This window comes from Tenggerimyces flavus (genome assembly GCF_016907715.1).
In the GTDB taxonomy this organism is placed as follows: Bacteria; Actinomycetota; Actinomycetes; order Propionibacteriales; family Actinopolymorphaceae; genus Tenggerimyces; species Tenggerimyces flavus.
Genome location: NZ_JAFBCM010000001.1, coordinates 6,829,986 through 6,848,589 on the forward strand (window position 1 = coordinate 6,829,986; position 18,604 = coordinate 6,848,589).

General features: G+C 69.2%; 16 protein-coding genes and 1 pseudogene. 15 read left to right on the top strand and 2 right to left on the bottom strand.

Features of this window, described 5'->3' with window-relative positions; genetic code table 11:
- Positions 1 to 41 precede the first annotated feature (41 nt).
- From JOD67_RS31930 to JOD67_RS42185, 5 genes are all read left to right on the top strand, one after another.
- Positions 42 to 1,064: an LLM class flavin-dependent oxidoreductase gene (locus JOD67_RS31930; RefSeq protein ID WP_205121410.1), complete on the top strand. Its 1,023-nt coding sequence runs from the start codon at positions 42 to 44 to the stop codon at positions 1,062 to 1,064.
- A gap of 158 nt (positions 1,065 to 1,222) precedes the next feature.
- Positions 1,223 to 2,485: an MFS transporter gene (locus JOD67_RS31935; RefSeq protein ID WP_205121411.1), complete on the top strand. Its 1,263-nt coding sequence runs from the start codon at positions 1,223 to 1,225 to the stop codon at positions 2,483 to 2,485.
- A gap of 93 nt (positions 2,486 to 2,578) precedes the next feature.
- Positions 2,579 to 5,056, top strand: a complete 2,478-nt coding sequence (locus JOD67_RS31940) for a GH39 family glycosyl hydrolase (RefSeq protein WP_205121412.1) — start codon at positions 2,579 to 2,581, stop codon at positions 5,054 to 5,056.
- A gap of 100 nt (positions 5,057 to 5,156) precedes the next feature.
- On the top strand, positions 5,157 to 5,537 hold the full coding sequence (locus JOD67_RS31945; RefSeq protein ID WP_205121413.1) for an STAS domain-containing protein: 381 nt from the start codon (positions 5,157 to 5,159) through the stop codon (positions 5,535 to 5,537).
- A gap of 12 nt (positions 5,538 to 5,549) precedes the next feature.
- Positions 5,550 to 5,960 carry a LysR family transcriptional regulator gene (locus JOD67_RS42185; protein ID WP_205121414.1) on the top strand — a complete coding sequence of 137 codons (411 nt, stop codon included), beginning with the start codon at positions 5,550 to 5,552 and terminating at the stop codon, positions 5,958 to 5,960.
- Between the two features lie 83 nt (positions 5,961 to 6,043).
- Here the strand turns inward: JOD67_RS42185 and JOD67_RS40605 are convergent.
- Positions 6,044 to 7,021 (bottom strand): annotated as a pseudogene (locus tag JOD67_RS40605) (metal-dependent hydrolase family protein); the annotation flags it as partial.
- Here JOD67_RS40605 and JOD67_RS31955 point away from each other — a divergent pair.
- The 3 genes from JOD67_RS31955 to JOD67_RS31965 are packed head-to-tail and all read left to right on the top strand — an operon-like array spanning position 7,010 to position 8,840.
- Positions 7,010 to 7,606 (top strand): hypothetical protein, encoded by a 597-nt coding sequence (locus JOD67_RS31955; RefSeq protein WP_205123378.1) that lies wholly within the window; start codon positions 7,010 to 7,012, stop codon positions 7,604 to 7,606. The pseudogene JOD67_RS40605 and the gene JOD67_RS31955 overlap by 12 nt on opposite strands.
- Before the next feature lie 58 nt (positions 7,607 to 7,664).
- Entirely contained in the window at positions 7,665 to 8,579 is a 915-nt protein-coding gene (locus JOD67_RS31960) for an IS982 family transposase (protein WP_205118013.1), read from the top strand.
- Positions 8,580 to 8,612: 33 nt separating this feature from the next.
- A complete protein-coding gene (locus JOD67_RS31965; RefSeq protein ID WP_307782753.1) occupies positions 8,613 to 8,840 on the top strand; it encodes a DUF1761 domain-containing protein in 228 nt (75 codons plus the stop codon).
- Here JOD67_RS31965 and JOD67_RS31970 read toward each other — a convergent pair.
- A complete protein-coding gene (locus JOD67_RS31970; protein WP_205121415.1) occupies positions 8,837 to 10,081 on the bottom strand; it encodes an HNH endonuclease signature motif containing protein in 1,245 nt (414 codons plus the stop codon). The two genes, JOD67_RS31965 and JOD67_RS31970, sit on opposite strands and share 4 nt — an antisense overlap.
- A gap of 653 nt (positions 10,082 to 10,734) precedes the next feature.
- Between JOD67_RS31970 and JOD67_RS31975 the strand changes: the two genes are divergently transcribed.
- The 7 genes from JOD67_RS31975 to JOD67_RS32005 all read left to right on the top strand — a co-directional run bounded on the left by JOD67_RS31975 (position 10,735) and on the right by JOD67_RS32005 (position 18,604).
- On the top strand, positions 10,735 to 10,956 hold the full coding sequence (locus JOD67_RS31975) for a hypothetical protein (RefSeq protein WP_205121416.1): 222 nt from the start codon (positions 10,735 to 10,737) through the stop codon (positions 10,954 to 10,956).
- A gap of 466 nt (positions 10,957 to 11,422) precedes the next feature.
- Positions 11,423 to 12,727 (top strand): ABC transporter substrate-binding protein, encoded by a 1,305-nt coding sequence (locus tag JOD67_RS31980; protein WP_205121417.1) that lies wholly within the window; start codon positions 11,423 to 11,425, stop codon positions 12,725 to 12,727.
- Entirely contained in the window at positions 12,727 to 13,761 is a 1,035-nt protein-coding gene (locus tag JOD67_RS31985; protein WP_205121418.1) for a Gfo/Idh/MocA family protein, read from the top strand. The genes JOD67_RS31980 and JOD67_RS31985 overlap by 1 nt, the downstream gene beginning before the upstream one ends.
- Complete coding sequence (locus JOD67_RS31990; RefSeq protein ID WP_205121419.1) at positions 13,758 to 15,659, top strand: heparinase II/III domain-containing protein; 1,902 nt, start codon at positions 13,758 to 13,760, stop codon at positions 15,657 to 15,659. Before JOD67_RS31985 ends, JOD67_RS31990 begins: the two co-directional genes overlap by 4 nt.
- Complete coding sequence (locus JOD67_RS31995) at positions 15,656 to 16,399, top strand: amidohydrolase family protein (protein WP_205121420.1); 744 nt, start codon at positions 15,656 to 15,658, stop codon at positions 16,397 to 16,399. Before JOD67_RS31990 ends, JOD67_RS31995 begins: the two co-directional genes overlap by 4 nt.
- Positions 16,389 to 17,231, top strand: coding sequence for an amidohydrolase family protein (locus JOD67_RS32000; RefSeq protein WP_205121421.1), 843 nt, complete (start codon positions 16,389 to 16,391; stop codon positions 17,229 to 17,231). Before JOD67_RS31995 ends, JOD67_RS32000 begins: the two co-directional genes overlap by 11 nt.
- Positions 17,228 to 18,604 (top strand): hypothetical protein, encoded by a 1,377-nt coding sequence (locus tag JOD67_RS32005; RefSeq protein ID WP_205121422.1) that lies wholly within the window; start codon positions 17,228 to 17,230, stop codon positions 18,602 to 18,604. Before JOD67_RS32000 ends, JOD67_RS32005 begins: the two co-directional genes overlap by 4 nt.

Consider the following 18,604-nt stretch of genomic DNA (forward strand, 5'->3'; position numbering starts at 1 on the left):
ATTCTATATTCTGTAGGCATGGTCGGCGTGCCGGATCCGCGATGAAGGTCGGTGTCTCGCTGCTGGGACTCGCGCAGCAGCCGCGGGACTCGGACATGACGCAGCGCCTCGGTGAGCTGCTCACCTGGGTGCACGCCGTACGGGACAGCGGCTTCGACTACCTCACGACCGGGCAGCACTACCTGCTCGATCCCCTGTGTGAGCTGCAACCCGTGCCGCTGTTGGCGCGCATCGCGTCGGAGAGCGGAGACCTGCGGCTGGTGAGCACGCTGATCGCGCCGCTGCACAACCCGGTCGACCTGGCCGAGACGTGGGCGTCCCTCGATGTGATCACCGGTGGACGGATCGGGCTGTCGTTCGCGCTCGGGTACCGGGACGTCGAGTACGCGGCGTTCGGCGTCGACCCGTCGAAGCGCGTGCGTGCGTTGCGCGAGGTCGTCGACACGGTGCGGGCGTTGTGGACGCAGGAGTCGGTGACGGTGACCGGGCTGGGGTTCGCGCTGGACCAGGCGGTCTGCACGCTTCGCCCTTTGCAGCAGCCGCATCCACCGATCTGGATCGCCGCCAACGCCGACGCGGCGGTCGCGCGGGTGGGTCGGTGGGGCTTGCCGTGGAACGGGAACTCACACGCCCGGTACGAGACGATCGCCCGCCAGCTGGAGCTCTATCGCGCGGCGGCCGCACAGCCGGTGGGCACGTTCCCGCTCGGCCGCGAGCTCTACTGCGGCGCCACGCGGGCGGAGGCGGTCGCGATCGCGGAGCCGTACCTCGGCGGCAAGTACGACGCGTACGCCCAATGGGGACAGGACAAAGCGCTGCCCGGTGAGGAGGACTTCACGGTCCCGTTCGAGGAGCTCGCGGCGGACCGCTTCATCCTCGGCGATCCCGACGACTGCCTACGCGAGATCGCCCGCTACGCCGCGCTCGGCGTCGACCACCTGCACCTGCGGATGAACTGGCCCGGCATGCCCCTCGACGTCGCGCTCGACGGCCTGCACCGCTTCACCGAGCACGTCCTCCCCCGGGTCCGAAACGGTCTGGACCTGGAACGCGCGGATTGGTAGCGTCCGGGCCATGCTTCTCAGCGATGTCTAGGTGGCTGGACTCGACACGCGGGTGAAGTGTGCCCAGATCCGGGCCGTTCTGTCTGACTCTTCGTGAGCCTTCTCTTCGCGTGTCCTCGCATGTCCACGCCCGACAGACACGCCCCGAGGGAACTCCCATGACCACCTCCACCAGCATCTGGCGCAATGGCGACTTCCGCCTGTTTCTCGGCGGGCAGCTGATCTCGCAGCTCGGCGACTCACTCCAGCTTCTGGCCCTGCCGCTGCTCGTCATCACCCTCACCGGCTCGCCCACCCAAGCCGGCCTGGTCCTCGGCGTCAGCACCGCGACGTACCTGGTCGTCGGGCTCGTGGCCGGCGCGCTCGTCGACCGCTGGGACCGCAAGCGCACCATGATCTGGTGCGAGATCGGGCGCGCGGTGCTGACCGCGACGATCCCGGTCGTGATGATCTGGGACGCGCTCACGATGGCCCAGGTGTACGGCGTCGCGGTCACGACCGGCATCCTCACCGTGCTGTTCCGGACGGCGTGGACCACGGCGCTGCCGAACGTCGTGCCGGCGCACCAGCTGCCGGACGCGCTCGGCGCGACGCACGCCTCGGGCAGTGCGCTGAGCATCGTGGGCTCGTCGATCGCGGGCGCGACGTACGCGCTCGGGCGTGCGGTGCCGTTCGTGTTCAACGTGGTCTCGTTCCTGGTGTCCGCGGTGACGCTGCGCGCGATCCGGACCCGGTTCCAGGAGGAGGCTCCGGCCGAGCCCGCGGCGAGCGGCAATCGGCTGGTCGGCGAGGTTCGCGACGGGCTGCAGTGGCTGTGGGGGCAGCGCGTGCTGCGGCTGCTCACGATCGTCGAGGCGGCGGACGCACTGCGGTTCGGCGCGGGCTACCTGCTGATCATCGAGCTGGCCCGGCACGTGGGCGCGAACCCCGTCCAGGTCGGGCTGGTGTTCACCGGCGCGGCGATCGGCGGGCTCGCGGGCGGGCTGCTGGCCGGCAAGATCGCCGGCCGGTTCGCGCTCGGACGGGTCGCGACCGTGATGCTGTGGGTCGAGGCGGCCGCGTTCCCGCTCTACGCGATCGCGCCGTCCTGGATCTGGCTCGCGCTGGTGGCGTTCTCCGAGAGCGTGATCACGCCGATCTACTCGGTCGCGATGGACACGTACCGGCTGTCGATCACGCCGGACCGGATGCGGGGGCGCGTGATGAGCGCGCTCGGCACGCTCGTCACCGGCGCCTCCGCGGTCGGCACGATGGTCGGCGGCGTACTGCTCGGCCTGATCGGCGCGCCGGCGTTGGCGATCGCCTGTTCGGTCTGGCTGCTGGCGCTCGCCGTGCTGGCCACGGCGAGCCGTACGCTCCGGACCGCGCGGGCAAGTCGGTCAGGATCGTCCGAGTCCCGGCTCGGATCGGACTACTCCTGACTGGGGCCTGACAGTCAGGCTCGGCTCAGCGGCCGCCCGCAGCTTCCCTTGCAGCTCTCACGCGCCAACGCGCCATCGCAGGAGGGGTTCGTCATGCCGTCGTTCGCTCGGTTCGTCGTCTCGCTCATGCTCGTCGTCGGGATCCTCCTGGCCGTTTCCACCGCTGCCCAGGCGGCGACGGTCACGATCAACGCCGACTACACCGTCACCGCAGGCACGTTCGACCACGCGAAGGTCCTGAACGGCAACGAGGGTGGCTACCTGACGCACAACGCGCTCACGTGGCTGCCGGAGTCGTACCCGCAGCTCGACCAACTGGGCATGCGGATGGTGGCGATCACCCACCTGCTGAACGAGAACTTCTACAACGTCGTCTCGGGAACGGCGCCGAACTTCAGCTACGACTTCGACAAGCTCGACCGGGTCGTGCTGCCGCTGGTCGAGCAGGGCATCACGCCGCTGATGGGCGTGGCGTTCACCCCGGCGGTGCTGGGCGGCTCGGCCACCGGCTTCAGCAACGCGATCCCCAACAACAACGCGCACTGGACGCAGGTCGTGCGGGCGATGGTCCAGCACTACAAGGACCTCGGCCACACCGGGTGGTACTGGGAGGTGTGGAACGAGCCTGATCTGACCGACGCGCAAGGAGTTCCGTCGTTCTGGGCCGGTACGCAGGCGCAGTTCAACGCGATGTACGCCGCGACCGCTGAGGGCGTTCGGGCGGCTGACCCTTCCGCGAAGATCGGTGGGCCGACGACGACGCAGGGTGGATGGGCGTTCTTCGAGGGCTTCACGACGTTCCTGAAGAACAACCCTGATGTGCCTTTGGACTTCGCGTCGTTCCACACCTACGGGGGAAACACGTTCGGCGAGACCGACGCCGCGAAGATGCGGCTCGACGCCGCCGGGCGCACGGGCGTGCCGATCTTCATCACCGAGTGGAACCGCACGCCGAACATGACCGGCGGCCCGGGGTCGGCGACGGACACCAACGTCGGCGCGTCCTACGCCGCCCGCCGGGTGGCCGACGCGCTCGACAGGCCGGCGTTGTCGAAGGTCTTCTGGTTCGTTCCGAAGGAAGGGCTGACGCCGACGGCGTTGATGAACGGCGACCTGGGCCTGCTGACGGTCGACGGGCACAAGAAGGCGCCGGCCAACACGTTCCAGCTGCTGAACAGGCTGTACGGGACGCGGTTGGCGGCGACCGCCACCGGCTCCGGAACTTCCGATCGAACGGTCGGGACTATCGCGACCAAGGACCCTGCTACCGGGAAAGTTGCGGTACTGGCCTGGAACGATCAGAACGCGGCGACGGATCTTTCGGTGAACCTGTCGAAACTTCCGTACGCCGGGCAGAACGTGCGGCTGACGCGCTACCAGATCGACGCGACGCACGGGACCTACTGGCAGGACTACTCCGAAGGCCTGCGGGGCTGGAAGGTCGGGCCGTACGAGAACGCCGACCCGGTGGAGAGCCGGGTCATCGCCGGCGGGGAGTCGCTCACGCGGACGTTCCAGGCCGCCCCGCACAGCGTGGTGCTGTGGGTGCTCGAGCCGACCGCGACGCCGCCGACCGACGTTCCCCAGGTCGGGCCGGCCCCGATCCCCGTGGGGTCACGCAACCTCGCGCACGGACGGCTGGCTTCCGCGAGCACTTCGGTGGCGTTCGGCTGGTCGCCCGGTGCGGTGGTGGACGGTCTCACCCACACGTTCCGGAAGGTCGACAGCGGCCCGATCAGCAACGGCTGGTCGAGCAACGGCCACCCCTCGGCAGTGGCGTCCGCTCCCGAATGGGTGCAGGTGGATCTTGGGGCACCGGTGTCGTTGAGTCGGATCAAGCTGTTCCCTCGCGACGACAAGGAGTGCGAGGGCTACGGCTTCCCGGTCGACTTCGTTCTGCAGGGCAGCAACGACGGCGCGAACTGGTCGAACCTGCGGACGGTGACCAACCACAACGGCGGCCAGCCGCTCGCCGCTCCGATCGGTGCGCAGACGTACACAGTTTCCGGGACTTTCCGGTACGTACGGGTGACCGCCTCGCGGCTGCGGCCCGCGTGTGCCGACGACCCGAGCTTCCACTTCCAGCTCGCCGAGCTGCAGGTGGAGAGTGACACCAACGCATCGATCGGAGCCACTGCCCAGGGCAGCACGACGATCGAGGACTGGGGCTGGTCCCAGGCGTTCGTGAACGACGGCGTCCGGTCGTCCTCGGGCGCCTCGCACGGCTGGTCGACCGCACTGCTGACCGCCAACACGCCCCAGCACCTCACGCTCCGGCAGCCCGCGACGACCCGGCTGAGCCGCGTCGACCTGTTCCCGCGCGACGAGGCGGGCAACCAGGGTGCGGGGTTCCCGAAGTCGTTCCACGTCCAGGTTGCCGCCGACGACGCGTGTGCGACGTGGACGACGGTGGCGAGCCGGGCGAACTATCCGAACCCGGGGACATTCGCCCGCACGATCGGCTTCCCCACCAGTACTGCTCGGTGCGTGCGGATCGAGGCCACCGATCTGTATCGGTTCTCCGATGGAACTTTCGCGTTCCAGCTGGCGGAGGTCGAGCTCTACCACTGACGAAAGCGGCACGCTTCCGGACGCTGGCCTAGGATCTTGACTGTCCTGGAAGCCAGGTCCGGCAGCCTGGCCGTTCGTCGTCTACTCGGGGGCAGTTCTCATGACTGAGTTCGCGGTCTCGGTCGAGCTACGCGACGTGGCCTCTCTGCGGGTGGCCGTGGTGGTGCCGCGCGGCGAGGGCGACGTCGACCACATGCCGCTGCTGCGCGAGCGCTTGCTCTCGGCGCTCGACCCGGCGCCGGCCGCGCTGGTCGTCGACCTGTCCCAGGTGGCGTTCCTGGACTCGTCCGGGATCGGGACGTTGGTCGTCGCCGCCCGCCGAGCCCGCGAGCTCGACTGCGAGTTCCACCTCGCCGCCCCCACCCACGTCGCCGCCCGAGCGCTGGCCGCCACCGCGCTGGATCGGATCTGGCCGATCCACCCCAGCGTCGACGAGGCCCTCGCCACCGTCGAACGCGGCGGACCGTCAACCCCGAGCTGACAAGATGGGGCGGTGGAGCTCCGCGAAATCGAGATCTTCCTGACGCTGGCCGACGAACTACACTTCGGCAGGACCGCGGAGCGGCTGTACCTGTCCTCGTCGCGCATCAGCCAGACCGTGCGGACGCTGGAGGCGCGGGTCGGCGGGGAGCTGTTCGAGCGGACGTCGCGGCGGGTGCTGCTGACTCCGTTGGGCGAACGGCTGCGGGACCGGCTGCGGCCAGCGTACGACGAGATCTACCGCGCGTTCGCCGAGGTCCGCGAGGTCGCGTCGGGGATCACCGGGCAGCTGCGGATCGCGTTGCTCAACTTCGTGGCCGGTGGTGCTGCGGGAGCCGCGGGCGCTCGCCGTTCGCAAGCGGCATCCGCTGGCGGGGCTCGGGGTTGCGACGCGCGCCGACCTGGAGGCGTTGCCTTTGGTTGACGCGTCATCCACCGTGCCACCGGAGACGCTCCCGGTCGTCCAACTGGCGAGCTCTCGAGCGCTGAGCCGGCCACCGGCTCGCCGTCCTGAACGACCAGCCAGATCCTGTGCTTGTCCTGGAACAGGGTCGGCTCCTGGAGCGGATCTCCTTGCACCACGAGGAGATCGGCTCTCTTGCGCGGCTCGATCGTGCCGAGTTCCTTGTCCATGCCAAGCGCGTGCGCCGCGTCGACGGTAGCTGCTTGGAGGGCTTCGAGCGGCGTCAATCCGTGTTTGACGAGCCGCGCGAGCTCGATGGCCGCGCCCTGGAAGGGCTGCCAGTCGTGGCCGAGCGCGATCCGTACGCCTGCGGCTCGTGCGGCGAGCAGGGTGCGTGAGGCCTCTTCGAGGTTGTGCCTTGCGAGCTTGACGAGCTTCTCGGTCCACGGGCCTTCGGCGACGCCGTAGTAGCAGGAGAGGGTGGGAACGAGAGTCTGACCGTTGGCAGCCATCTCGTCGAGCAGCTCGGGGCGCTGGTTCACGTACATGCCATGCTCGATCGTGTCGGCACCGAGCCTGATCGCCCGCTCGGTGCCGGGGAGGCCCTCGGCGTGCGCGGCGACTCGGTAGCCGAGCCGGTGTGCCTCGTCGATCAGCGCCTCGATCTCCTGGCTGGTGAGCTGCGCGGGATGCGGGTCCTCGAGCTCGACCGAGCGGGCGCCGGTCGTCATGACCTTGACGAAGTCAGCGCCCCGCCGTACCTGCTCGCGGACGGCCTTGCGTACCTCGTCGGGGCCGTCGGCCTCGCGATACATGCCGTCGAAGAACCGCCCGCCGGGCGCGGTGGCCGACACGATCCGGCCGCAGGTGAGGAGTCGCGGACCGTTGAACGCCCCGTACCGCATGGCCTGCCGCGCCGCGACGACCACGTCGCCGTACGACCCGACATCGCGAAGCGTCGTGAACCCCATCCGCAAGGCGTCCTTGAGCCCGGCAGCCACAAAGTGCGCTCCGGTGCCCGGCCACAGCGGCTCAGCACCCTCCGCGGGCGTTGGGGGCGCGGCAAAGACATGGGCGTGCACATTGATCAAGCCGGGCAGGACCGTCCCACCTTCGACATCGATGGTCAGCGCATCGGTGGGCGCAGCGCCAGCACGTTCCTCCGCGACGATCCGCCCGTCCTCAACAAGAATCACCCGCCCATTACGAGGAGCGGCCCCGGTGGCGTCGAGCACCCGGGCATGGGTCAACCAGAACTTCTGCACCCATCCAGCATCTACCGGTGGCGTGGTGTGAACAACGGCCGACAGCTCACCGCATCGATAAGCGTGGCTTCACGATGCGATGAGCCACTGGCCATCGTTCCCTCTGCGAGTTGGGTCGACGATTCCCGTCAACGACGCAAGAAGAGGAGACTCACCATGACCGACCTGCGAACCGAAACCCCTACCCCCACAGGAATCCAGCCCCTCGCACCGTACGCATGGCGCATCCTGGTGGCAGCGGTGGCGACCATGTTCGCCAGCTCCGTCTACTACATCCTGTTCGGCGACGTGTACCAGGACCTCCGCGGTGGAGCGGAGCTGTCGACGGAACTGTGGCCCATCGCCGCCCAACTAGATGATCGATTCCAAGGGGTGTGGTTCGGCGTGGTGAGTGTTGGCTGAGGTGGAGGGTGTCCAGGATCGGCGTTGCTTACCCGACGCCGATCTCGTGGAGACCTTCGTGGACGCTGACCTGGACACCCTCGCGACAGCACTGTACGTGCGGACCGATGATTGGTTGAAGTCGGCGCCGGAACGAGCGCCATGGCGTCCTGCGGTGGGGATCGTTCCGAAGATCAGTGACGCTGAACTGGTCACCTTGGCGGTGATGCAGGCACTGCTCGGACACACCAGCGAGGCGCGCTGGTTGCGCTATGCCCGGAGCCACCTGCGGGCGTTGTTCCCGTATCTGCCCAAGCAGCCCGGTTACAACAAGCGGCTGCGGCGGTTGGGCTCGACGATCGGTTGGTTGGTCGGGGTGCTGGCCCGCGACACCACGATGTGGACCGACGATGTGTGGGTGGTCGACTCGACTCCGGTCGAGTGCGGTCGATCACGCGAGACCGCGCGTCGTTCCGATCTGGCCGGTTGGGCTGAGTACGGCTACTGCGCCAGCCACTCCCGCTTCTTTTGGGGACTGCGGCTGCATCTGCTGTGCACCCTGCACGGGCTACCGGTCGGGTTCGCCCTGACCGGAGCGAAGGCCGACGAACGTCAGATCCTGCTCGGCGTCCTCCACGCCGACCCCGACCTGACCACCGGGAGGGTCGGGCAGATCGTGATCGCGGACAAGAACTACTACGGCCGCGAGTTCGAGACCGCCCTGGCCGACGCCGGCCTCCACCTGCTCCGCCCGACCCGCAAAGGCGAAACCCCACGGGCAGGCGCCGAGTTCTTCCAACCGCTACGACAAGTCATCGAGTCGATCAACGACACCTTCAAAGGCCAACTCGACCTCGAACACCACGGCGGCCACACCCCCGCAGGCGTCTGGGTCCGCGTCCTCCAACGCGTCCTGGCCATGACTACCGCGATCTGGCACAACGATCACACCAGCCAACCGATCAAGCGATCACTCCTGGCCTACGACCACTAACCCCTTGGAATCGATCATCTAGGCCGCAACCTCATAGTCGCCACGGTCCTAGCCACGCTGCTGGCCCGCCTCCGAGTGGCGACGCGAGCAGCGGCCCTCCCAACGGGAGCGCTGCTCTGGCTGGGCTTCCAAGCCATGGCAATCCTCGGCTCAGTCATCCACGAGGGCTATTCGTTCGGCCTGTACGTCCTCCACACCGGCGACGCCCTCCTGACCACGATGATCATGGCGCTCATCGTGGTGAGGAAGGCAGCACCCTAGGCAGCCGGTACGAACCGGTGGTTGCGGAGTGGGGTTCGGCTGGGGTCGATCCAGTCCGGGGGTAAGAACTCCGGTAACCCATCGCGTGCGAGTCGGATGGTCCATGCACCTTGGTGGATGAGTCGGTGGTGGTAGCCGCAGAGCAGCACCCCGTTGTCGCGGCTGGTCTTGCCGCCCTCCGACCAGGGGGTGAGGTGGTGGGCGTGGCACCAGCCGGGTGGGCGGTCACATCCGGGGAACGCGCACCCGCCGTCGCGTAGCTCGAGGAGCCGGCGGAGTTTGCCTTGGAAGAGTCGCTGCTCGGTGTCGGTGAGAAGGGTGACTCGGCCGGGCTGGTCCTCGGGCTTGACGAGGTAGGTGCGGTCGGCTTCGCACATGAGCTGGTCGACGATCTTCCGGGACAGCTCGATCCCGGTGTGCAACGTGCGTCCACCCGTGTTCGTGACGGTGACCACCAGCTGGGTCGGGTTCCCACCATGCGAGGGCACGAGCTTGTCGGCCAAGAGTCGGCGGCACGCCTCATCCAACGCGTCGACGTTGCGTTGTTCGGGGAGCCGGGTGTCGCGGCCGTCAGGCCCGGGCTGTGGAGCGGCCAACGGGTCGAGAACGAGCTTGAGCCGCTCCCCCACTACCTTCGGCAGCCGGCCGTTGACCGGCCAGGTGCCGGTGGTCTCGTCGTAGGACATGCGGAAGAACCGGCCCCGCTCGGCGTGAGCCTCGTCGAGCTTGAGCTTCTGCTCCAACACCTGGTCAGCGAGATCCGGGGCGACAGTCTCCAACAGCCGGTTCCCGAGCTGCCGCACCGTGACTGGATCGAACGTGGCGGATCGCTCAACCAGCGTCGCTTCGACTCGGGAGCGCAGCTCGGGGGTGGAGATCTGCGGCGGCAGCATCGTCACAACCCGGGAGATGACGCGGGCATGACCGACAGAGATGTCACCGTCGGCGAGGGCTTGGGTGGTGGCCGGCAACTCCGAGTCGAGGTGGCTGGCGAGCTTCACCATCGCCCCCGCCTCGGCCGGAGGAACCCGGAGCATGCCGGCGACCCATTGTTGGGTGTTCGCGGCTCCAGCGGTGACGGCGAGGTTGCGGCCATCGGCCTCGCGGATCAGTTCGAGCCGGCGGGCTTCGTGCTTGTGGAGTGCGGTCTGGTTGTCGAGGAGTGCGGTGGTGAGTTGGTCGTCGGACATCGACCACGCCGCAGCACCGGCGATGCCGTTCGAGCAGATGGTCGATTCCATAGCAGAATTCTACCAAGCGAATCGACCTAATGCCCAACCCAGCAAGGGAAATATCCCGGCTTCATCTCAACGCCAAGAGACCGAAGGCCCCACAAGCAACCCAAGCACGGCAGCAGACGGATCGGCAAGCAGGCCTGGCCCGGGGAACTGTTCCGGGGGGGCGGGGCGGCGCGTGAAAATCTGGTGGCCACACTCGACCGCCGCAACAGCCCGACCAGCTAATCGCCAAGCACAGTTGAGCAAAGCAACAGCAAGAGCGAGGAGCAACACGCCCCCAAGGAGGCGGCGATGAAGAGCATAGAAGTGACAGTTCACCGGTGACGTGGCATGAGGGAGCGGAGGTGCGCGAGGTGGCGGCAATGCGAGGCACGGAGTGCTGGGTGAAGTGGCAGCCCCAGTGGGTGAAGTGAATGGGAGGAGCAAGGGGGTGGGACGTGCGGGGCGGTGGAAGTGGAAGTGGAAGTGAGCCGCCCGCGTGATGCAGTGCGTCAGGCCGCGGAGGCGCGGGGGTGGCGGGCCAGGAGTCATGGTGGCGGCGGTGAGGACGGCGGATGTGGCCGGGGGCGCCTCCAGGGCGGAGACTGGCACCGCGCGACTCACCTCCCGCAGGGCCGCGGCGCCGGGGGCCGCCGATGGCTGTCGCGAGGAGCTTGGTGAGCTCGTCCAAGCAGGCCGGGACTCCCAGCGGGCCGCCGATGGAGAAGGAGGAGCTGCTCACCAGGCCAGATGCGGTGTTCCCGATCGTCGTGGATCCCGGCGTGACGCGACTTCGCTGGAGAAGTTGCCAGTCCGCCGTCGTCGACATGATGCTGGCCGGCCCGGGGAAGGACGCGACGTGCCCGGCCTTCACCGCGGCGAGATTCTGGAAGACCTGAGCGTTCCGCACCTCCGGCACCACCTTGCCGTCCGCGCCCAGGGCGGCGATCAGCAGTACGTCGGCCTCGAGCACCTCGACCTTCTCCGGCGCCACCGAGGCGATCTCGAACCCCAAGGCGGCAAGCAACTGCATCCGCGGATCCGACGGCATCGCCCTCGAACTCCGGATGCGCCCGCCACCACCGCGTCGACAGTGGCCGAACGACCCACCGCGGTGGCAACGATCTTCAGTTGCTCCTGCCACGGCACCCCGTAGGCGGCCGCATTTCCTCGATCAGCCCGAACCAGTCCACCCCGCCGACCGGCACGACGCCGCACCTTCCCTAAAGACGCGTTTCCGGCCCAGGTGAAACGCCGGCCAACGAAGGCAGTCCGGACACGGACCTTGACGCCCACAGCCCGCTCGCCCATAGTGTCCGATGTCCGTAGACCTTGTTTCGGACATCGAATGCTGGGAGGCGCGCGATGCGGTCGCTGTGGAAGGTGGCAGCCGGAGTGCTGGCTGCCGGCGCAATGCTCACCGGCTGCATCTCCGGCGGCGAGCCGGCAGCCGAACAGAGCACGGACCAGCCCGCCGGCGAGAAGTACGCCGGTGAGGTCGAGTGGTGGACGATCAACCTGCAGAAGAACTACCCCACGTACATCCAGGGCTTGATCGACAGCTACCAGAAGCAGCACCCGGACGTGAAGATCCGCTGGGTCGACGTGCCCGGCCAGGACATCACGACCAAGCTGCTCGCCGCGATCGCCGGCGACAAGGTGCCGGACGTCGTGAACTTCACGTCGTTCACCACCGGTCTGTTCGGCAACTCGATGACCGACCTCGGCGAGCTCTTCAGCAAGGACGACCTGGCGACGTACGCGCCAGCCCTGCTGGACAAGCTGAAGAGCACGGACGGCAAGCAGATCGCCATCCCCTGGTACAACGGCGGCGCGGGCGTCGCGATCTACCGGAAGTCGGCGCTGGAGGGTACGGGCTTCGACCCGGCCAACCCGCCGAAGACGTGGGACGAAGCGCTCGCCCTGGCCCAGAAGGTGCACGACGCCAAGGGCGGGTACGGCACGAACGCGATGGCCTACAGCTACACCTTGCAGAGCGAGGGCATCAAGCTGATCTCCGACGACCGCAAGAAGGCCGCGTTCGCCACCCCAGAAGCCGCCGCGGTGCTGGAGAAGTACAAGAAGAACCTCGACTCCGGCGCGATCGCCCCCGGCGTGCTCGGCAAGGACGCGCGGTCGTACGCCCAGAACCTGTCCAACAAGCTGATCGCGTTCATGCCGAAGGCCACCTCCACCGACGTCGTGCTGCTGCAGAACAACTCGCCGGACGTCTACGAGGACATCGTCGTCACGCCAGCCGTCACCGGCGCGCAAGGTGACCAGCTGCTGAACGGCCAACAGGTGTTCGGGATTCCGGCCAAGTCCGACAACAAGGCGGCCGCCGCGGAGTGGCTCAAGTTCGTCACGAACGCGGAGAACCAGCTCGGCTTCTGCAAGATCTCGTCGATCTACCCGTCCGCGCTGAAGACCCTCGAGGACCCGCACTTCACCAGCACAGCAGGGAAAACACCGATCGACGAGGCACGCAAGGTCCTCGTTGACACGTTCCCGCAGATCGTCGACGCCACGCTGGGTTCGCAGAACGACGAACGCATGCGCGAGCTGCTGGACGAAGAGGTAAGGACGTACATGCGCGGCTCGAAGTCCGCCGACGAGGCACTGAAGGCAGCCGCCGCGGCCTGGGACACCGAGCTGGCCAAGGCGAGTTGATGGCGGACAAGCTCCGCGTCGCGATCGTCGGCGCCGGCATCATGGGGCGCGGCAACGCCCAGGCGCTGTCGGGCGAACGCGACGTGGTCGTCGCCGCGATCACCAGCCACACGAGGGCGAACGCGGAGGCCCTCGCGAACGACCACAAGGACGCGCCGCGCGTCCTCGACAGCCTCGACGATGTCCTTGCCAGCAAGGACATCGACGCGGTCGTGCTCACCACACCCGACCACCTGCACGGCGACATGATGGTGCGGGCGGCCGAGGCCGGAAAGCACATCCTGGTGGAGAAACCGTTCACCACCGACGTCGCCGAGGCCGACCGTGCCGTCGCCGCGATCCGCAAGGCCGGCGTCGTGGCGATGTGTTTGTTCAACCACCGTTGGGTTCCCGCGTACGCGCAGGCCAAGGACCTCACCAGCCAGCTCGGCGAAGCGGTCGTCGGGTACGCGCGCAAGAACGACACGATCTACGTGCCCACGAAGATGCTCAGCTGGGCCGACCGCACGACCAGCGCGTGGTTCCTGTCCAGCCACGACATCGACCTGATGAACTGGCTGGTCGACGACCAGGTGACACGCGTCTACGCCACCGCGCGATGGGGCGTCCTTCGCGAACGAGGGATCGACACCCCCGACGCCGTGCAGATCCAGGCCGAGTACAGCCGCGGCGCGACGGCGACGTTCGAGTCCGCGTGGGTCTACCCGGAGACGTTCCCGACGATGGTCGACTCCTACGTCACGCTCGCCTGCGAAGGTGGCGTCGTGCAGCTCGATCGCCAGAAGGAGAACGTCGTTCTCGCCACCCACGACACGTACGCGTACCCGCGGAACATGCTGCAGCGCGTCCTGCACGGCATCCCTGCAGGGGCCTACCGCGACGCGATCCGGCACTTCGTCGACTGCTGCCTCACCGGCTCCGAGCCGCTGATCAGTGTGGAGAGCTCGCGCCACGTGACCGCCGTCCTCGCCGCGGCGCACGAGTCCATCCAGTCTCGACAGCCGGTGGACGTCGCCCCGCCGGCCGCCACATGACGACAGCGACCGGGCCGGAGAAGGCCCGGCACATCGACGACCGGATCACCCGCATCGGCACCGACGAGCTCGTCGAGGCGTTCGGGCGGCCGGAAGGCGTCACCGACCTGCAGTCGCTGCGGCAGTGGGCCGCCGCCGAGAGCCGGACCGCGCTGTGGCCGATCGGGCGGTGGGCGGACGCGTGGCTCGGCACCGACGAGGCCGCGAACGTGATCGCCGCCGCGAACCGCCTGCGCGACGAGCCGACCGACGTGACCGGTGCGCAACTCGGCAGGTCCGCGCGGTACGGCCACCACTACCTGGGCTGGCTCCACCCCGCCATTCAGGCTTGGGAGCTGACCGGCGACGAGGCGTACGTCCACACGTTCGAGACATTGTTCCTCAACTGGGCAAGGGAAAAGGATGGCCTCGCCGGCGAGTGGCCCGGCCTCGACCTGGTCTGGTACTCGCTCGGCACCTGGGCCCGCGCCGCCCTCCTGCTCCCCGCGCTCGACAGCCTGCGCCGCTCGCCGCTCTCCGACGAGGCGTGGGGCGCGATCATGGCGACGCTGATCGGCGGCGCGCGATGGGCGTACGACGAGCACGACGCCTTCCGGCACGGCAACTGGCAGTTCGTCTCCGCCTCGCACCTGCTGCACATCGGCGCGGCCTACCCCCAGCTCATGGAGGCGGCGGCCTGGCGAGAACGCGGACGCGAACGGCTGATCGAGCACCTCGACCAGGACCTCCGCGACGACGGCGGCCACCACGAACGCTCCCCCGGCTACCACTCGATGTGTCTGGACGCGGTCCAGCTCGCCCTCGGGGTCGACGAGCTGCATCTCCACACCGGGCTGGCCGACCATCCGAAGGTGCGCGCGATGCACCACTGGCTGCTCGAGCTCACCGGCAACGGTGGCTGGGCGCCGCACCTACAGGACTCCGGCATCGTGTGGAGCGGCCCGTCGCTGCTGCGCGGTGGGCTGCTGCTCGACGACCAGGAGCTGGTCCGCGCGGCCGAACGCTGGCTGCCCGAGGAACGCGTCCTCCGCGAGCTCGCCGCGCTGCCGACAGCGTTCGCCGAACGCCGGCCGACCAGCTGGCCGAATCCCCACGAGGCAAGGTCGGTCCTGCTGCCGGCCAGCGGCTACGCGGTGCTCAAGGCGGACGACCTGCGCGTCGTCGTGAACTGCGGCCCGTACGTCGAGCACGAGCTCGAGTCGCACTCCCACCACGCCGTCCTCGACTTCGTCGTCGACCACGCCGGCGAGCCACTGCTCTGGGAGGCCGGCGGACCGCCGGACTACGACGATCCGGCATACCAGACCTGGTATCGCGCCGCCCGCGGCCACAACACGGTGATGGTCGACTGCGGCGACCCGAGCCCGGACCGCGACGCCGTGGTGGAGTCGTTCCGCGAAACCGACGAGGTCGCGGTCCTCACCGCACGACACCGCGGGTACGGGTTCGTCCAGCGGCGCACGTTCGTGCTGGTCCGGACCGACCCGGCGTACCTCGTCGTCCGCGACACAGCGGAGGACGACAGCAACCGGACGTACGAGCTCCACCTGCACTCCCCCACGCCGTGGCGCGGCAAGGGCGACGAGTGGGAGAGCGGCGTACGGGCCTGGCTGATCGGGGCCGCGGACGACTCCACCCACCTGACGACCGGCACAGCGCGCATCCCCAATCCAGAGCAGGGCACCGCGGAGTACGGGCCCCTGCACACGCTCGGCTGGCAACGTACGAGCGGCGACTTCACCACCGTCCTCGCCCCGACCACCGAGGGCTGGCACGTCTTCGGCACCGACAGCGCCCTCACGATCGCGCACCCCCAAGGCGAGGACCTCCTCACCCGTACGCAGCTCTCGCACAAGGACGCGGACGGCACCGTGCGCTGGCTGGTGGAGGTCGGATGACCGCGCTCATCGACGCCTGCGCGTGGGTCGGCGCCCATCCCCGCGCGTACGTCGACGACCACACCGCCGCCGGCCTCGCCGCGACCATGCGCCGGCTCGACATCGCCGCGGCGATGGTCGGCGCCACCGCCGCCGTCTGGCACGACCCCGTCGGCGGCAACGACGAGGCGCTCGCCGCCGCGACCCACCACGGACTGTTCCCCTGCTTCACCCTGGTCGGCTCCACCCCCGAGGAGTCCGACCCGCCGGCGCTGGTCGCGGAAGCGGTCGCGGCCGGCGTCGTCGGCTTCCGGATGGCGCCGTCGACGCACGGGTTCGACCCGACCGACGCCGCGCTCGATCCGACGTACGACGCGCTGGTGAGCACCGGGCGCCCCCTCACGATCGACGCCGACATCGGTCCGGCGAACCTCGACGCGCTCGCCGCGAGGTGGCCGAGGCTGACGCTGATCGTCTCGTCGATCGGCTACCGCGCGCTGCGGACGATCGCGCCGCTGTTCGCCCGCAGGCCCAACCTGCATGCGGACACGGTCAACTTCGCCACCCACGAGGGCTTCGAGTGGTTCGCCCGGCAGTACGGCGCTGAACGGCTGTTGTTCGCGACCGGCGCACCGTTCCGCGACCCGGCCGAGGCCGTCGGGCGGCTGATGTGGTCCGGGCTCACCGACGCCGACCGCGAGCTCGTCGGCCACGCGAACGCCGAGCGCCTGTTCCCCGGAGTGGTCGCCCATGTCGGCTGAGCTTCTGCGGGCGATGCGCGCCGGCCGCCCGCTGTCCGGCGTCGACGTGGTGGACGCGCACGCCCACCTCGGCACGTACAGCCTGTTCTTCGTCCCCGACTCCGACGCCGCCGCGATGGTCGGCGTCATGGACCGGACCGGCGTACGGCTCACGGTGCTCTCGTCCAACCGCGCCATCCAGCACGACGCCCCAGCAGGCAACGACGAGACGCTGCGCGCGATCGACCGCTTCCCCGACCGCCTCGCCGGGTACGGCGTCGTCAACCCGTGGCAGCACCCCGAACGCGAGCTGGAACGCATCGCCGAGGACCAGAGGTTCCTCGGCTTCAAGGTGCACCCGGACCTGCACGAGTACCCGCTCACCGGCGACCTCTACGAGCCGCTGTGGGAACGCGCCGCCGCCGAACGCATCCCCGTCCTCACCCACACCTGGCACGGCTCGCGGTTCGACGACCCGGCGATGGTCGGCGAGGTGCTCGCGCGGCACCCCGGCATCCCGTTCCTGCTCGGCCACAGCGGCGTCAGCCCGGCCGGCATGGCCGCCTCCATCAAGGTCGCGCAGCGGCACCCCACCGCGTACCTCGAGATCTGCGGCTCGGGTATGACCGGGTCCCTTTTGCGCTGGTTGGTCGACCGGGTCGGCGCCGACCGGGTGCTGTTCGGCTCGGACTTCCCGTTCATCGACCAACGGTGTTCGCTTGGGCGAGTCGTCGGCGCGGGCTTCGACTCGGGCTCCGCAGCCGCCATCCTTGGCGGAAACGCCAGGTTGTTGTTCGGCCCACGGTCGCCGGAACGGTTCGGCACCGTGCAGTACGCGGAAGGCATCGCATGACCGAGGACAAGCCGCTCCACGCCGTCGGGGAGAACGTGCCCGACCTCGCCGTCGGTCTGTTCGGCCCGCGCGCGATCGTCAAGGTGATGGTCGACGAGGGCAAGACCGTCGCCGCACGCCATCCGCGCCAGGCCGTACGGTTCCTCGCCGCCGGGCACGCCGACCTGTCCGAGGCCGCCGACCGGTACGTACGCCTCGCCGACCGCATCGACGTCGCGGTCTTCCCCGGCCCGATGCACTACGACCTCGCCCGCGCCGCCGGCTACCTGTCGGTGCCGTCGTCGTACGTCCGGCTCAGCGGCGCCGCGCTGTACTCCACGCTGCTCCGCGGCCGCGTGCACGGCGAGCTCGACCTGACCCGGATCTCGATCGACTCGCTCAGCCACGCGGCCGTCGAGGAGGCGTACGAGGAGATCGACGTCCCCTCGGCCGGGGTGCGGTGTTCGCCGTACGCGGATCCCGAATCCGCGCTGCGGTTCGCCGAGTTCCACCGGCCGCTGCTGCGGTCCGGCGAGTCGACGATGGCGCTGACCACGATCCTCAGCGTCGAGCAGGAGCTGCGGTCCGAGGGCTTTCCGGTCATGCGGATCCAGCCGACGCGCGCGACGATCCGGGAGGCGCTGGAGACGGCCGTACTCCTCGGCCACGGGTCGAAGCTCGGCGAGCAGCAGATCGCGATGATCGCGGTGCAGGTCCTCACGGAGGGGTCGCTCGCGAACGGCAGCAGTTACTGGCAGCAGGAGGCCGCGCTCTCCGTCCACCGGCTGCTGCTTGCCGAGGCGCGGACGGCCGGCGCGACGGTCGCCCGGCGCGGGGACGCTTCGTTCGTCCTGACGACGACGTTCGGTGGGCTCGACTCGCTGACCGCGCACCTGCAGCACGCGCCGTTCATCAACGCGATCCAGCAGCGGCTCGGGCTGCCGGTCGCGGTGGGCATCGGCGTGGGCAACACCGCCCGGGACGCCGAGGGCAACGCGCTGGTCGGACTGGAGGGTTCGCTGGAGCAGCGCGGCGAGGTCGCGGTGTACGTCGACGGCGGCGACGCCGCGATCGTGCTCACCGCGCCGGACCGCGCCGCCGACGAGCCCGAGTCCTCCGACCGCGAACGCGAGCGGGCGGTCGCCGTACTGGAACGGATCCTGTCCGCGCACCCCGCCGCCGGCGAACAGCCGCCGGTCGTCGGGGTCGAGGAGGTCAGCTCCGCGCTCGGCGTGACCGACCGGACCGGGCGGCGGCTGCTCAAGCAGCTCGTCGAGGCCGGCTTGGCCTGGCCGCTGCCGCCGGTCGCCCCGCCGGGCGGCGGCCGGCCCCGACTGCAGTTCCGCCTGTTGCCGGACAGTCGTCCGGCGACCTCGACGAGCCTGTTCGGCTGA